At 67.0% G+C, this 15,620-nt stretch carries 10 protein-coding genes, 1 pseudogene and 1 riboswitch; of the genes and pseudogenes, 9 read left to right on the top strand and 2 right to left on the bottom strand.

Going from position 1 to position 15,620, the window contains the following annotated elements; all coding sequences use genetic code 11:
- Positions 1-14: 14 nt before the first annotated feature.
- Positions 15-124, bottom strand: a riboswitch (TPP riboswitch).
- Positions 125-684: 560 nt separating this feature from the next.
- The 5 genes from QZ546_RS05400 to QZ546_RS05380 all read left to right on the top strand — a co-directional run bounded on the left by QZ546_RS05400 (position 685) and on the right by QZ546_RS05380 (position 10,053).
- Complete coding sequence (locus QZ546_RS05400; RefSeq protein ID WP_294235568.1) at positions 685-1,179, top strand: sigma-70 family RNA polymerase sigma factor; 495 nt, start codon at positions 685-687, stop codon at positions 1,177-1,179.
- Positions 1,176-2,243: a FecR domain-containing protein gene (locus tag QZ546_RS05395; protein WP_294235567.1), complete on the top strand. Its 1,068-nt coding sequence runs from the start codon at positions 1,176-1,178 to the stop codon at positions 2,241-2,243. The genes QZ546_RS05400 and QZ546_RS05395 overlap by 4 nt, the downstream gene beginning before the upstream one ends.
- Before the next feature lie 126 nt (positions 2,244-2,369).
- On the top strand, positions 2,370-5,615 hold the full coding sequence (locus QZ546_RS05390) for a TonB-dependent receptor (RefSeq protein WP_294235566.1): 3,246 nt from the start codon (positions 2,370-2,372) through the stop codon (positions 5,613-5,615).
- Positions 5,615-7,948 (top strand): family 20 glycosylhydrolase, encoded by a 2,334-nt coding sequence (locus QZ546_RS05385; protein ID WP_294235565.1) that lies wholly within the window; start codon positions 5,615-5,617, stop codon positions 7,946-7,948. Before QZ546_RS05390 ends, QZ546_RS05385 begins: the two co-directional genes overlap by 1 nt.
- The gene (locus QZ546_RS05380; RefSeq protein ID WP_294235564.1) at positions 7,945-10,053 is read left to right on the top strand and encodes an alpha-L-fucosidase; all 2,109 of its coding nucleotides are present in this window, start codon (positions 7,945-7,947) and stop codon (positions 10,051-10,053) included. Before QZ546_RS05385 ends, QZ546_RS05380 begins: the two co-directional genes overlap by 4 nt.
- 8 nt (positions 10,054-10,061) lie before the next feature.
- Here QZ546_RS05380 and QZ546_RS05375 read toward each other — a convergent pair whose 3' ends face one another.
- Positions 10,062-11,297 (bottom strand): amino acid deaminase, encoded by a 1,236-nt coding sequence (locus QZ546_RS05375; protein ID WP_294235563.1) that lies wholly within the window; start codon positions 11,295-11,297, stop codon positions 10,062-10,064.
- Between the two features lie 80 nt (positions 11,298-11,377).
- Here QZ546_RS05375 and QZ546_RS05370 point away from each other — a divergent pair, with 80 nt between their 5' ends.
- From QZ546_RS05370 to QZ546_RS05355, 4 genes are all read left to right on the top strand, one after another.
- A complete protein-coding gene (locus QZ546_RS05370; RefSeq protein WP_294235562.1) occupies positions 11,378-12,847 on the top strand; it encodes an amidohydrolase family protein in 1,470 nt (489 codons plus the stop codon).
- Positions 12,847-13,239: a RidA family protein gene (locus QZ546_RS05365; protein ID WP_294235677.1), complete on the top strand. Its 393-nt coding sequence runs from the start codon at positions 12,847-12,849 to the stop codon at positions 13,237-13,239. The genes QZ546_RS05370 and QZ546_RS05365 overlap by 1 nt, the downstream gene beginning before the upstream one ends.
- The gene (locus tag QZ546_RS05360; RefSeq protein ID WP_294235561.1) at positions 13,240-14,571 is read left to right on the top strand and encodes a gluconate:H+ symporter; all 1,332 of its coding nucleotides are present in this window, start codon (positions 13,240-13,242) and stop codon (positions 14,569-14,571) included.
- Positions 14,572-15,209: 638 nt separating this feature from the next.
- Positions 15,210-15,365 (top strand): hypothetical protein, encoded by a 156-nt coding sequence (locus QZ546_RS05355; RefSeq protein ID WP_294235560.1) that lies wholly within the window; start codon positions 15,210-15,212, stop codon positions 15,363-15,365.
- Between the two features lie 147 nt (positions 15,366-15,512).
- Here the strand turns inward: QZ546_RS05355 and QZ546_RS05350 are convergent.
- A pseudogene (locus QZ546_RS05350) lies at positions 15,513-15,620 on the bottom strand (IS5/IS1182 family transposase); the annotation flags it as partial.

Here is a 15,620-nt window from a genome sequence, read left to right as displayed (position 1 = left end):
CACGGAGGGACGACGAAGAAGCCGCGGACCCTCCCTACGCCGGTATCATCCGGATCAGGTTCAGCGGGTCATGGGCTGCTGCCCATCTCTCAACCGCGCATCAGCGGCTCCCCGGGGATGGCGCCGTCTAAGCGGTTATGCGCCGGGTGCAAATGATTATCGTCGCATGACCCTTGATGGCACAGCACGTCCCCGACCATGACGCGGCATAGCCGTTGTCGGCGCCCGTCAGCGCGCTGATCCGAACGGCTCCGTCAGGAACCGGTATTCTGCTGACGGCTGACCGATATCGGCGCGCGGCCATCGGACAAGGGGTGCGCTCGGCGGCCCCTAGTGATGAACGGGAAGGCGGTATCGTGCCTTCCCGTTCCTCCGAGCGTCACCGCGAAGTTTGAAAGGGTACCGCATCGCGGCTCATGCGGAGCGTTGCGACCGGACGCATAACGCACCGCCCTGACGACCAAAGGCCTTGGCCACCTTTTAAAGCGCCAGGCTTCCGATCGTTCGTTCACTATCCCAAAGCACACCGATACCGGCTGCGCAGCGCCGGATCAGACCATGCGAGCCGTCACGGAATGGCCGCAACCCTTGGCTAGTGCGCCGAATATTGCGCTGGGCTAATGTGCGTTTCGGGGGGCCGCACGTCTAATGGCTATGGGAACGGGCCAAACACAACCGCATGCCATGCCCAGCAACCTGCTGGAGCTGTCCAACCGGCTTCGTCCGGCGCTGATGGCGTTCTTCCAGCGGCGCCTGCGCGACGCGTCCCTTGCCGAGGATCTGACCCAGGACCTGTTCTGTCGCCTCGCCTCGGGACCGCAGCATGTCGTGGATAATCCCGAAGCCTATATCTTTCGTATCGCGGCCAATCTGGTCAAAGACCATTATCGTCGCGAAAGCGTCCGCACCCGGTATCAGCATGGCGAGATGCTGTCGGACGGCGATATCGACCGGCTGGATGCGGCGCGGACGCTGGAGGCGCGGGAAAGCGTCGTCCAGGTCGCGCGGATCCTGAACGGCCTGCCAGAACGGACACGTCACATCTTCATACTCTACCGCCTGGAAGGCATGCAGCGCAAAGCGATCGCCGATGCCTTCGGCATATCGGTCAGCGCCGTCGAAAAACATATCGCGACCGCCATGCGAACGCTGCTCCGCGACCTGGGAGGCGTGCAATGACGCGGGATCGGACGGAAAAGATCGACGATGACGCGATCGCCTGGTGCCTGCGGCTTCACGAAGCGCCGCTGAGCCCCGAGGATCAACAGGCCTTCTCGGCCTGGCTGGCCGCCGATCCCGTGCATTCGGAGCGGTTCGAGCGCGCGCGCGGCATGTGGAGCGGCTTGGACGATCTTGCCCTTGCCCCCGAATTGCTGGCGTTGCGCAGGCAGGCGTTGGGCGCGGTGCAACTGGCTGGCGCGCGGCGCTGGAGCGTCCGGCATGTCCCCATGATCGGATGGATGGCCGCCGCCGCGGTCGTGCTGCTGGTCGTCGGCCTGGCCGTGATGCTGCATGCGCCGTCCCGCTATTACGAAACCGGCATCGGCGAGCGGCGGACCGTCATCCTGGCCGACGGATCGACGATGATGCTCGACGCCGATACCGGAGTCCGCGTCCGCTTTACGGAAGACCGGCGCGAACTGACGCTCGATCACGGCCGCGCCAGCTTCAAGGTCGCCAAGAACCCGCTGCGCCCCTTTGCCGTGACCAGCGGCAAGAGCATGGTGGTGGCGGTCGGCACCGCCTTCTCGATCGAGCGCCTGTCCGATCAGGTCCGCGTGGCGCTGTATGAGGGGCGTGTCGCGGTCCTGCGCAATGCCGCCGAAGGACCGGCGCCGCAATTCGCCACGGTGCGCGGCACGCGGGAAACCGCCGAACAGGCGTTGACCCCGGGCCAGGAACTGATCGTGTCGACGGACACGCCGCTGGCGACCCTGCGGAACGCGGCGGTCAGCGATCGGCTGGAGGGCGGACAATTGTCCTTTGCCGACGAACCGCTGCTGATCGCGGTGCAACGGGTCAATCGCTACAATATCGGCAAGCCGATCGTCGTCACGCCCGAAGCCTCCGACATCCGCATCAGCGGCGTATTCAACGCCGGGGATATCGACGCCTTCCTGCAAGGTGTCGTCGCAGCCTTCCCGGTCCGCGCGGTCCCGTCGCGGGGGTCGATCCTTCTCGCACCGCGCGGCGGGACGGATATTACCAATTTCGAGCCGCGGAATCTCGTCCCCGCGACATGATCGAATTTTTTTGGGGGGTATCCTGAGTATTTCCGATCCGTGAACGTCATATCCTTGTAACCAAAAATGGGGGGCGATATGTCGAACTGGAGTGGGTTTGGTACCATTGCGTCACGCGTCAGTGCGATGGCCTTGGCGACCGCGACGATGACGGCCGGGCTGATGGCGGCACCGGCGGCGGCACAGCAGAACGTCGTCAAGGTGGATGTCCGGCCCCAGCCGCTGGGCCAGGCGCTGCGGACGCTGGCGCATCAGGCGCGGATCCAGATCGTGTTCGACGAGCCCCGGCTCGCCGACCGCCGCTCGCCCGCCGTGTCGGGCACCATGCCCGCCACCACCGCGCTTGACCGGCTGCTGCGGGATAGCGGCTTCAGCGCGTCGCGGACGCAGCAGGGCGTCTATGTCGTGGCGGCCCGCGCCGCCGGGCTGAGCCCCGCCGGGCTCAACACCGTCGGCCAGACCGGCGCGGGCGAGCAGCAGCGCGAGGCGGTGATTGCCGGCGAAGTCCCGGCGCCCCAGGCCTCGGGCGGCGGCGATGTCGTCGTCACCGGCACCCGCATCGTCCGCCCCAACCTGAAGTCGGCCAGCCCGATCACCTCGATCACCGCGTCCGAGATCAAGGCGCAGGGGGCGGTCAATCTGGAAGAGGTGACCAACCGCCTGGGCCAAGTCCAGCCGGACGCGCAGCAGAATTACCAGCAGAGCAACGGCCGGCAGCGCGGCGTCAAGCTGCGCGGTCTCGACTTCAACCGTACCTTGTCACTGATCAACGGACAGCGCATCGCCGGTACGGAATCGGTCGACATCAACCTGATCCCCGTGTCGCTGGTCGAGCGTATCGACCTGCTGACCGGTGGTGCGTCGTCGGTCTATGGTTCGGACGCGATTGCGGGCGTGGTGAACTATGTCATCAAGCGCGATTTCACCGGGCTGCAACTGTCGGCCAACTACAGTTTCTACAATCACCTCAATCGCGACAATGTCTCCACACCCGTCGCGCAGCGTTACGGCATCACCACGCCGCGCGGCCTGACGAATGGCGGCGGCCGCGCCGATTTGAGCGTGACCTATGGCCATAATTTCCTCGACGACCGGCTGAACATCTCAGTCTATGGGACCTATCGCACGGCCGATGGAATCCTGTTCCGCGACCGCGACGCGTCGGGATGCCAGCTTCGCCGCGACACCGGCAATCCGCTGCGCGTCAACAACCTGATCTGTGGCGTCACCGCAGCCTCACCCAACGGAACGCTGACCGCGAACGGCGCCAGCTATTCCAACGTCACCGGCAGCCCGGGCGTCTTCGCGCCCGCCTCGACCATTCCGGGCTATGCCAATCAGGGCGATCGACTGGCCGCACGCGGCTATGAGCGGTATAATGCCGGTGGGTTCATCAACTACAAGGCGTCGCCTGCTGCCGAGATTTCGATCGGCGTGATGCACCTGCGTGACAAGTCGGCCAACCTGCTCTACGGCCCCTATGTCCAGGGCAGCTATCAGGTCAATTGCGACAACCCCTTCCTCTCGGCGTCGCAGGCGCAGACCATCTGCGGCACGCGAGCGGGGACGGCGGTCTATGCGCCGCTGGGCGTCCAATATGGCTTCCCCGGCCTGGCGGGCGACCGCGACAAGGAGACCTTCACCAACACCGAGACGCGGATCAACGCCTCGATCCGGGGCGAGATCGCGGAAGGCTGGCACTACGATGTCGGCGGTGTCTATGACGAGAGCCGCCAGCTCTGGCAGCCCGGCGGCAATCCGGTCACGGCCAAGGTCAATCGCGCACTCGACGTCGTGAACGTGAACGGCGTGCCCACCTGTCGGTCGGTGGTCAACGGCACCGATCCGTCCTGCGTGCCGCTCAACGTGTTCGTCGCCAACAATCCCGGCAGCGCGGCGCTCAGCAACTATCTGTTCAACGAAGGCCTGGGCGTCAGCGATCTGCGCGCGAAATTCTATGACGTCACCGCCAATCTGACGACGGACCTGACCCGTTACGGCATCCGCTCGCCCTTGGCCGAACAGGGCCTCGCGCTGGCGTTCGGCGCGGAATATCGCAAGCAGGAGGAGCGCGGGCTTCAGAATGCCCGGTTCATCGAGGTCTATGGCGGCGTTCCCGACCGTTTCCCGAAACAGGACGTCGTCGAAGGCAATGTCGAGGCCCAGCTTCCGCTGGTGCAGAATGTCACGCTGATCAAGCTGTTGCAGGTCAATGGCGGCTATCGCCTGTCGAAGTACAGCACCAGTCCCGAGACGTTCAACACCTGGAAGGTCGAGGCGGTCTATTCGCCGAGCGAGGACATCACCTTCCGCTTCGGCCGCAACCGCGCCGCCCGCGCCCCCGGCCTGCGCGAGGCGAACCAGACGGTGGGCTTCCAGAATGCGACGATCGTCGATCCCTGCGCCAGCATCAACGGGGTCGCCCCACGTGCCAGCCGCGAGGCATGCCGACTGACCGGCCTGCCCGACAATCTTTACGGCAATGGCATCGCCGCCGGCATCCCCGGAAGCATCCGCTGCATCGACGATGTCTGTCGCCAGCGGAACAACGGCGTGCCGATCAGCCCCGAGGATGCACGGACCACGACCTTCGGCTTCGTGTTCACCCCGCGCTTCATCCCGCGCCTCAGCCTGTCGGTCGATCGCTACAAGATCCAGGTCAACAACGTCATCAGCTATCTGGGCGCCAGCTTCGCGGTGGATGGCTGCGCGATCACCGGCGATCCCTATTATTGCAGCCGCCTCGTGCGCGACCCGACGACCTATCAGCTGACGAGCACCAGCAGCACGGCGGGCTATATTCAGGGCGGCAACCTGAACGCCTATCGCCTGTTCGCCAGCGGTTATGACTTCCAGGCGCAATATTCGGTCCCGCTGGGCGAGGCGGCTGGCAAGGTCGACCTGCTGATGAACGGCACGCTGGCCACCGATCAGGGCGGACAGACCGCCGTCAATCAGCCGCGGACCAATTGCGTCGGCTATTTCGGCGGTTCCTGTTCGCAGCCTGCACCGCGCTGGGTCCATAACGTCCGGGCGACCTATTCCTCGGCAGGACAGCGCTTCTCCGCCTCGCTCGCCTGGCGGTATATCGACGGGACGACGGCGGGGCAGAATGGCGGTCCGAACTCGAAGCCGTCGACCGCGGTGTCGGATTTCACCCGCATTCCGCCTTATAATTACTTCGACCTCGCGCTGGCCTTCAACATCGCCAAGCGGCTGACCCTGACGGCGGCGGTCAACAACATCTTCGATCGTCAGCAGCCGATCATGACCAACACCTATGACTATGCCCTGTCGCGCGGCAACACGATCCCGCAGCGTTACGACACGCTGGGGCGGCAGATCTCGATCGCCGCGACGACGCGCTTCTGATGACCGGCCCGTCGCCCGAGCGTCCGCAAGGGCGACGGAAGCGGTCGCGCTCGGCCGGGCGCCGGGCGACGCGAGGCCTGCTCGCGCTGGCGGCGATGGTGCTGACCGCCGCCGGCCCGGTGGCGTCGCTCCTGCCCCGCCCGGCCCATCTGACAATGGGTACCGGCCGCTTCCGGATCGCGGCGGACGCCCGCATCGTCGTGCCCATGGGCGATGCCGGCGCGATGAACGCCGCGCGCCAGATGGCGGCGATCGTTGCCCGCACGCGCGGTCTTTCCCTGACCGTGGTGGAGGGCGGTGACGGCCCGATCCGCTTCGTGCGATCCGGGCAGGCCCCGGCCGGCGACGAACGATACCGGCTCGACGTCGGGGCGGCAGGCATCCGGATCGCGGCGGCGAGCGATGCCGGACTGCTCTATGGCGCGATGACCCTCGCTCAGCTGCTCACGCCAGATGCGCGCTTCCGCACGGCGGTCTCCGTCGAGGCGATGACGATCGCGGATTCCCCCCGCTTCGTCTGGCGCGGCGTCATGCTCGACGTGGCGCGCCACATGCAGCCGATCCCGTCGATCAAGCGCGTCATCGACATGATGGCGCAGGCCAAGCTCAATCGGCTGCAACTGCACCTGACCGACGACCAGGGCTGGCGGATCGAGATCAAGCGCTATCCCGAACTCACCCGGATCGGGGCATGGCGCGGCGCCGCTACCGACCGCTATGGCGGCTTCTATACGCAGGACGAGCTTCGCGAACTCGTCGCCTATGCCGCCGCGCGGGCGGTGACGATCGTGCCGGAGATCGACCTGCCCGGCCATGCCCAGGCCGCGATCGCGGCCTATCCCGAAGTCGGCGTGCTGGGCGATCGTCCGCCCGTGTCGGGCGATTGGGGGATCAATCCCTATCTGTTCGATGTCAGCGACCAGAGCCTGGACTTCGTCCGGAACGTCCTGGACGAGGTGATGGCGATCTTCCCCTCCCCCTATATCCATATCGGGGGCGACGAGGCGCTGAAGGATCAGTGGCGGGCATCGCCCGCCGTACAGGCGAAGATGCGAGCCCTGGGGATCGCCGATGAACAGCGGTTGCAGAGCTGGTTCGTCGAGCAGCTCGGCCAGCATCTCGCCCGCCATGGCCGTCGCCTGATCGGCTGGGACGAGATATTGGAGGGCGGCCTGCCCGCATCGGCCTCGGTCATGTCGTGGCGGGGGGAAAAGGGCGCGATCGAGGCGGCCAATATGGACCATGACGTGGTCCTCTCGCCCGGCCCGGTCCTCTATCTCGACAATCTGCAAAGCGCGCGCAGTGACGAACCGCCCGGCCGGATGAAGGTCCAGACGCTGGCCGATGTCTACGCCTATGACCCGCTGCCCAAGGCGATCGCGGCGTCGAAGGTTCATCATGTGCTGGGGGCGCAGGCCAATCTCTGGGCCGAATATATGGTGACGCCCGAACAGCGCGAACATGCGCTGTTTCCGCGTCTGGCCGCACTGGCGGAGATGAGCTGGTCCCCCGCCGATGCACGCGACTGGCCGGACTTCCTGGCGCGGCTCGATCCGCAGATGAACCGTTATGCCCGGCAGGGGATCGCCGCCGCGGACAGCGCCTTCGCGGTCGATTTCGCGGTGGTCGGCGGGGTCGGGGCGGCGTGGCGCGGACCGAGGGTGTCGGTCGCCATGACGCGCCAGGCCCCCTATGGCACGATCCGCTACACGACCGACGGGACCGCGCCGACCGCCCGTTCTCGCGCCTATACCACGCCGGTGACGGTCATGCCGGGCACGGTCCTGCGCGCCACCGACTTCGCCCCGGACGGCCGCCCGCTCGCCGCGGTCCGGACCTTCGACACCGCCTCGGCCGCATTGCTCCAGCGGTCGAGCGCGGAACTGATCCCCTGCCCCGGTCCCGGCATCCTGCTGCGCCTGCCGCTGACCCGCGATGCGACCGGCAATGGCCCCGCCCACAGCATGAACATCTTCAACCCCTGCTGGACGTACAAGGCCGCGCCGCTCGACCGGGTCGACGGGATCGCGGTGACGATCGGCCGCCTGCCCCGCAATTTCGCGCTGCGCCAGGAGCAGCGCGAACAGGTCGTGTGGCGCTACACGCCCAGCCAGTTCGGCACGCTGATGGTGCATGGTCAGGGCTGCGACGGTCCCGTCCTGGCATCGATGCCGCTGCCGGATCCGGGCCGGAGCGCGAACCGCTTCACCCTGTCCGCCCCACTTCCACGCCACCAGCCCGAAAGCGACCTGTGCCTGACGATCGCCCCGCCGATCGGCGGCCCGCTCTACGGCATCGACACGGTGCGACTGACCATGAAGGACCCTGCGTGACAGCTTCCCCCCGCCCCTCGCGCCGCGATGCCATCGCCCTGGCGGCCGCCACCCTCACACTGCCGGGACGGGCACTGGCCGAACCGGCCGCGCGCGCCCTGAAGCCCTATGGCGCGACGCCCTCCGCGCGGCAGCTGGCCTGGCACCGGATGGAGCAGAACGCCTTCGTCCACTTCACGATCAACACCTTCACCGATCGCGAATGGGGCTATGGCGACGAGGACCCCGCGATCTTCAACCCCAGGGATTTCGACGCCGACCAGATCGTGAGCGCCGCCCGGGCGGCCAATCTGCGCGGCCTGATCATCACCGCCAAGCATCATGACGGCTTCTGCCTCTGGCCCAGCGCCTTTACCGAGCACAGCGTCAAGAACAGCCCCTATAAGAACGGCAAGGGCGATATCGTCGGCGAGCTGGCCGAGGCCTGTCGTCGCCAGGGCCTGAAATTCGGCATCTATCTGTCGCCCTGGGATCGCAACCATCCGGACTATGGACGCCCGGCCTATATCACCTTCTTCCGCAACCAGTTGCGCGAGCTCCTGACGCGGTACGGGCCGATCTACGAGGTGTTCTTCGACGGCGCGAATGGCGGTGACGGCTATTATGGCGGCGCGCGCGAAATGCGGAAGATCGACGCGGTCCCCTATTATGACTGGCCGTCGATCATCGACTTCGTCCACCAACTCCAGCCCATGGCCTGCACCTTCGATCCTGTCGGCGCCGACCTGCGATGGGTCGGCAACGAGGAGGGCGAAGCGGGCGATCCATGCTGGGCGACGATGGACGACAAGGGCTTCACCCCGGAAAAGGGCAATGCGGGCGTGCGTGGCGGCTCGGTCTGGTGGCCTGCCGAGGCCGATGTCTCGACCCGTTATGGCTGGTTCTGGCACGCCTATGAAGATGGCCAGAGCCGCAGCCCGGCCAATCTGATGAAGATCTATTTCGATACGGTGGGGCGCAGCGCCGGGCTGCTCCTGAACCTGGCGCCCGATACGCGCGGGCGGATTACGGACGAGGATGTCGGCAACCTCGCCACGTTCGGCAAGGCGGTGCGCGACATGTACGCCACCGACCTCGCACGCGGGGCCGCCGCCTCGGCCAGCAGCGCGCGACCGGGTCATCCGGCCGCTCATGTGCTGGACGGAAAACCGGACAGCTTCTGGACCAGCGCCGATGGGACCATGACGCCAATGCTGACGCTGGACCTGGGTGCGGCGAAGACGTTCGACGTGGTCCGTCTGGCCGAACATCTGCCACTGGGCCTGCGGGTCGACCGGTTCGCGGTCGATATCACCCAGGCCGGGGGCTGGCGCGAAGTGGTGGCCAAGCAGGGGATCGGATCGCAACGCGTCGTCCGGCTCGACGCCCCCGTCTCGGCCCGCCACGTCCGCCTGCGGATCGTCGCCGCCACCGCCGAGCCCGCGATCACCGAGTTCGGCGTCTATCTCGCCCCCGTCCTCCTCGAACCGCCGCACATCACGCGCGACCGGGAGGGGCTGGTGACGCTGACCAGCGATGCGCCGGGTCAGGCCATCGCCTATACGATCGACGGCAGCACACCCAGCGCCGCGTCGGCCCGGTACACGGCCCCCTTCCCGCTGCCCGATGGCGGGACGGTCCAGGCGATCGGCATCCATCTGGCGAGCGGGGCGGTCAGCACCGTCGGGCGGCGCGACTTCGACATCCGCAAGAGCGACTGGCGGATCGTTCGCGCCAGCGCACCCCAGGCCGAAAGGCTGATCGACGAGCTGAACCGGACCGACTGGGTCGCGCCGCTGGTCGACATGGACGGCAAGCCCTGCTCGGTGACGATAGACCTGGGCCGCAGCGTGACCATGCGCGGCTTCGTCCTGAAGCCCGGCTGGCACGCCCCCCAGGGGGCGGGCGATCCGGCGGCCTGGACGGTGCGGATCGGCGACGACCCGGTCCTGGCCGGGCCGGTGCAGGAGGCGGGGGAATTCTCCAACATCGCCGCCAACCAGGCGCCGCAGCGCCTGATCTTCAGTCGCCCGCATCGCGGTCGCTATATCGAGATCGCCTTCCCCCGGACCGCGAATGGCGAGACGCGGCTCGCCATCGCGGAGATCGGCCTGCTGACCCGGTAGGTCGGACTTCAGAAGAAGGTCTCGATGACGTCCACCACGCGGTGATCGTCGTCGGCGACCAGGATATGGCGCCATTTGTCAAAGGTCAGGCAGGGATGCGAAATATCGAAGGCCAGCACGTCACCCACCGCCAGATCGTCGCCCGGGGCGATGGCGAGATAGGCATGCTGGTCCATCAGACCGGTCACTTCCCAATGCCCGGGCGCCTCGCCGGGGCGGGTGTCGCGTCCGGGCCGGAACAGGGTGGCGGGACGCGGCAGTCCGGCGTCGAACGCCACGTCGCGCTTGCCCATCGCCACCACCGCGCGCGCCGGATCGGGAATGGACTGCACCGCCGCCCAGATGCGCAGTGCCGGCAGCAGCGGCTCGCCCAGTCCCGGCGCGACCGGATTGCGGCGCAATATCCCCTCCTGCGCGACCCGGTACAGGCCGTCGTCATGGCTGATATAGCAGCCGGGGCGCAGCAGCACTTGGACGACGCCGTCGCGCACCACCCCCGCGCTTTCCTCGGCCACGACATCATACCAAGCCGAACCCGCGCCGGTCAGGATGGCGGGCACCCGCTCCACCCGCCCCTCGGCCACCAGCCGTGCCGCCACGGCCACGGCGCGGCGGACGAAACGCCGCACCTCCGCCTCATCGGGCAGCACGCCCTCGTAGAATTCGACGCCGGCCAGCCGCAGCGCGCCCTGCCACTGGTCCAGCGCGTCGATCACCGCCGTCAGGTCGGCCTCGGTCCGCACACCGGTGCGCAGGCCGGGCTGGTCCGGCTCGGGCGCCAGTTCGACCAGCACGTCGAGCGTGGCCCCGCTTGCGCGACAGGCCCGACCCAGCAGATCGACGCCCGCCACGCTGTCGACCAGGCACATGATATCCAGATCGGGCCGTGCCGCCATCTCCGCCAGCATCGCGACATTCGCCGCGCCGACCACCTGGTTGGCGATCAGGATATGCGCCACGCCATGCGCCGCGGCGACCCGCGCCTGCTGAACGGTTGCGACCGTGACGCCCCAGGCGCCCGCATCCAGCTGACGGCGGAACAGCGCAGGTGCCATGGTGGTCTTGCCATGCGGTGCCAGCGCCAGGCCATAGGCTTGGATGAAGTCGCGCATCCACCCCAGGTTATGCGCAATGCGCGACTCGCTAAGCACGGCGGCCGGCCAGGGCACGTCGCCGGCCAGCAGGTTCCAGGGCCGGTCCACGATGCCCACGCCCTTGTTCAGTTCCATGCCCTGCGCGCTCACTCTCATTCTCCCGATACGCATCCGCTCACCGATCCGGGCGGCCTATCCATCATGACGTTCGAGCCCGGGAAAGGCGCATCATGACACGAACACGCATCGTCGGCGCGACGATCTATGACGGCACTGGCAGCCCCGGTCATCCCGGCGACGTGACGATCCTGGACGGCCGTATCGCCTCGGTCGATCCAGCGTCCGACCTGGTACCCGACGGTGCGATCGACGGGCGTGGCCTGGCGCTGGCGCCGGGCTTCATCGACGCGCACACCCATGACGATCTGGTCGCGATCACCGCCCCGGCCATGCTGCCGAAGATCACCCAGGGCATCACCACGGTCGTCGTGGGCAATTGCGGGATCAGCGCCGGGACGGGCCGGGCCACCGGCCCCGCGCTGCCCGATCCGATGATCCTGCTCGGGACATCCGAGGCCTTTCGGTATGAGAATTTCGCGGCCTATGCAGAGGCGGTCGATGCGGCCCGACCTGCCACCAATATCGTCGCACTGGTCGGTCACACGGCGCTGCGCGCGCGGCATCTGGACCGGCTGGACCGCGAGGCGACCGAGGACGAGTGCCGGGCCATGCGCGCGGACCTGGCTGAGGCGCTCGCCGCAGGGGCCTTCGGCCTGTCGACCGGGCTTGCTTATGCCAATGCCGGGCACGCGTCGACGCAGGAGGTCATGGCGGTCGCCGGGGCGCTGCGCGATACCGGCGGGCTCTATGCCACCCATCTGCGCAGCGAAGGTGCGGCCATCCTGGACGCGATCGACGAAGCGGTCGCGATCGCACGCGACGCCGCGGCGCCACTGATCGTCTCGCACCTGAAATGCGCGGGCGCCCCTCAATATGGACGCAGCGAAGAGATTCTCGACCGGCTGGAGCAGGCGGCGAAGGCTCATCCGGTCGGGTGCGACTGTTATCCCTATACCGCCAGTTCCTCGACGCTCGATCCGCGACAAGTGGTCCCGGAAACGCCGATCATGATCAGCTGGTCCGATCCGGAACCGGGACAGGCCGGTCGGATGCTAAGCGACATCGCCGAGGAATGGGGCGTCGACCCGGTCGAGGCGGCGGGACGGCTGCAACCCGCCGGGGCGGTCTATCACTGCATGGCCGAGCGCGATGTCGACCGCATCCTGGCCCATCGGCTGACCATGGTCGGCTCGGACGGCCTGCCCTGCGATCCGCGCCCCCATCCCCGGCTCTGGGGCAGCTTCCCGCGCGTGATCGCTCATTACGTCCGGGCGCGCGGGCTGCTGACCTTGCCGGTCGCGATCCGCAAGATGACGGGGCTTGCCGCCGACCGCGTGGGGCTGGCCGATCGCGGCTATATCCGTCCCGGCCTGGCCGCCGACCTGGTCCTGTTCGACCCTGAACGGATCGCCGATCGCGCCAGCTATGACGATCCCCGGCAACCGGCGGAGGGCGTGCTGGGCGTCTGGGTCAACGGCGTCGCGACGATGGAGCAAGGGCGCGTCACGGGCGCGCGCGGCGGGCGAATGCTTCGCCGCCCAGGCACTAAGCAAGATTTCAACGGAAAGGACATATCGTGATGACGGACGGCATCAAGCGCTTCGGCGTCGAGGGCGGCAGCGGCACCGGCGGACAGCATCTGCCCTTCGCGCGCGCCGTACAGGCCGATGGCTGGCTATTCGTTTCGGGTCAGGTGCCGATGGTCGACGGCGAGGTGATCGACGGCGGCATCGTCCCCCAGACCCATCAGGCGATCCGCAACGTCCTGAAGATCCTGGAGGAAGCCGGATATGGGCCGGAACATGTCGTGCGCTGCGGCGTGTGGCTGGACGATGCACGCGACTTCATGTCGTTCAACCGCATCTTCAAGGAATATTTCGGGGCCCATCCCCCGGCACGGGCCTGTGTCGTCTCGCAGATGGTCGTCGACTGCAAGGTCGAGGTGGATTGCGTCGCCTGGAAGCAGCCCTAAGTGAGCCCTGGCGCCCTGCTGCTGGTCGAGGCGGCCGCGGCCGTCGCGATCCTGATCCTGCTGATCGTTCGGGTGCGGTTGAGCCCGTTCATCGCGCTGATCCTCGTGTCGCTCGGCCTTGCGCTCGCGACCGGCATTCCGGCGGGGACGATCGTCAAGGGGTTCGAGGCCGGGGTCGGCGGGGCGCTCGGTCATATCGCGCTGGTCGTCGGGCTGGGCACGATCCTGGGCAAGATGATGATCGAATCCGGCGGCGCGGGCCGGATCGCCGATACCGTCATCCGAACCTTTGGCCAGCGCCGGGCGGACTGGGCCGCCATGACGATCGCGCTGATCGTCGGGCTGCCGGTATTCTTCGAGGTCGGGTTCGTCCTCCTCGTGCCCATCATCCTGGTCGTGGCGCAGCGGCTGGGCCAGCATCCGCTGCGCCTGGGGCTGCCGATGGCCGCCGGGCTCTCGGTCGTCCACGCCATGGTCCCCCCGCATCCGGCGGCCATGCTGGCGACCCAGGCCTATCACGCCGATATCGGCCTGACCGTGCTCCTGGCGGCGGTGATCGGCATTCCCACCGCCGCGATTGCGGGGCCGCTCTATGCGCGGCTGATCGTTCCCCAACTGGGTCCGACGACGAGGCCCGCCCCCGCGCGCGATGGAGAACCGGCGGCATCGCTGCCACCGTTCGGGATCACGGTCGCGACGCTGCTGCTCCCCGTACTTCTGATGCTGATCGGCAGCCTGGGAACATCCGGACCGATCGCGACGTCAGCGATCGCGCCCATCCTCCAGTTCATCGGCTCGCCGGTCGTAGCGCTGCTGGCGGCAGTGCTGGTAAGCTATTGGACGCTGGGCCTAGCGCGCGGGCTGAGCCTGGATACGATCCAGCACTTCACCAACGAATGCCTGGGGCCTACGGCGATGATCACCCTCGTGGTGGGCGTGGGCGCGGGCTTCGGTCGGGTCCTGACCGATAGCGGTGCGTCCGCGGCGATCGTCGCATTCGCCGGGCAGTGGCATGTGCCGGTCCTGGTGCTAGCCTGGCTCATCGCCGCGGTGATCCGCATCGCCACCGGCTCCGCCACGGTCGCCATGGCAACCGCCGCAGGGATCGTCGCCCCCATCGCCGTCACGTCGACCGTTCGTCCGGAGTTGCTCGTCATCGCCACGGGAGCGGGTTCGGTGGTGTTCAGCCATGTCAACGATGGCGGCTTCTGGCTGGTGAAGGAATATTTCGGCATGAGCGTGCTGGATACGGTCCGCACCTGGACCGTGTGCGAGACGCTCATATCGCTCACCGCGCTGGCCATGGTGCTGGCGTTGTCGCTTGTCCTGTGATCGCAGCAGGCGGGTTTGCTGAGACATGACCGTGTTGACGATCGTTGCGTCTGGGATTCAGGTCTGATCGTCCGCAGAACGCTGGGACCATCTCCTCGAAGGTCATCCGACGCCTTGGGCTTGCTGCCGCCCTCGACCAGCGAGATCGCGGACGTCGAGCTCCTTGAGGGCCATGGGGGTATCTCCTGCCGAGGCGGGCATGATAGCCACGAAAATATTTCCAAAGGCAAACCGCCGTCCTGGCATCCACCGGATGGCGACGAGGCGCTTTAGCGGCCGCGACTCGGAGCCAAGCTGCCGCGAAAAGCGCACGAAAAAAGCCGTCTCGGGGTATCCTGAGACGGTTTTGATGTTGTGATGGTTGCGGGGGCAGGATTTGACCGCTGTAGAACCCGCTTTCCAATTTGCGATGTCTGGCAGATCAAGGCACGCAGCAAGCGTGACGGGGCGCGGAATCCCAGCTATCATGTGGCCTCGTTAAACCCGGACATTACCCGAAATACAGGTCTTTCCCACAGGCGACGCAGTAGGGCGATCCGCCACGTCACCTTGGACCCAGGCCCGGCTCGACCAGATTACGGACGTGGTCGGATGCGTCCGATATGGCCCGCCACTTGGTTGCGAAGGCGTACGCGCACATGATCAACCAATTGTGGCAGGTTGTGGGTCGTAAGTGGAAACGGCCGCTGCTGCGCTGGCAGCGCAAGCTTGACGGTCAGAACACGCTTTTTGCGTTCGGGATTGCCCGCTTCCCTGCCCAGCCGTTCGACCCACTTGATCCGACATTCCGGTGACACCGACCTGAGGTCGCCGATGATGACGGGGGGGCCGTCCACAAACACCCTCATGGTCCAGATCAGCTCGTCGCATTCCGTGTGCCAGTGACAGGAATCCTGATCGGCACGGTGAAGATACTGGAGCCTAGGGTCAGGACTCATTGATCATAGCCAGAAGATGACGGTGGCGGCGAGGGCGATGGCCGAGAAGAAGGCGGTGGGGCAGCGGTCGTAGCGGGTGGCGACGCGGCGCCAGTCTTTGAGGCGGCCGAA

The sequence above is a fragment of the uncultured Sphingomonas sp. genome, assembly GCF_913062585.1.
Classification (GTDB): Bacteria; Pseudomonadota; Alphaproteobacteria; order Sphingomonadales; family Sphingomonadaceae; genus Sphingomonas.
Note: the sequence above shows the minus strand (reverse complement) of the source record. Positions and strands in the feature narration are given on the sequence as shown.

Excerpts from the sequence above, each read along its gene's own strand:
- QZ546_RS05395 (WP_294235567.1), top strand. The coding sequence starts at position 1,176 with ATGACGCGGGATCGGACGGAAAAGATCGACGATGACGCGATCGCCTGG.
- QZ546_RS05355 (WP_294235560.1), top strand. The coding sequence starts at position 15,210 with ATGATCAACCAATTGTGGCAGGTTGTGGGTCGTAAGTGGAAACGGCCG.
- QZ546_RS05385 (WP_294235565.1), top strand. The coding sequence starts at position 5,615 with ATGACCGGCCCGTCGCCCGAGCGTCCGCAAGGGCGACGGAAGCGGTCG.
- QZ546_RS05400 (WP_294235568.1), top strand. The coding sequence starts at position 685 with ATGCCCAGCAACCTGCTGGAGCTGTCCAACCGGCTTCGTCCGGCGCTG.
- QZ546_RS05390 (WP_294235566.1), top strand. The coding sequence starts at position 2,370 with ATGGCCTTGGCGACCGCGACGATGACGGCCGGGCTGATGGCGGCACCG.
- QZ546_RS05365 (WP_294235677.1), top strand. The coding sequence starts at position 12,847 with ATGACGGACGGCATCAAGCGCTTCGGCGTCGAGGGCGGCAGCGGCACC.
- QZ546_RS05370 (WP_294235562.1), top strand. The coding sequence starts at position 11,378 with ATGACACGAACACGCATCGTCGGCGCGACGATCTATGACGGCACTGGC.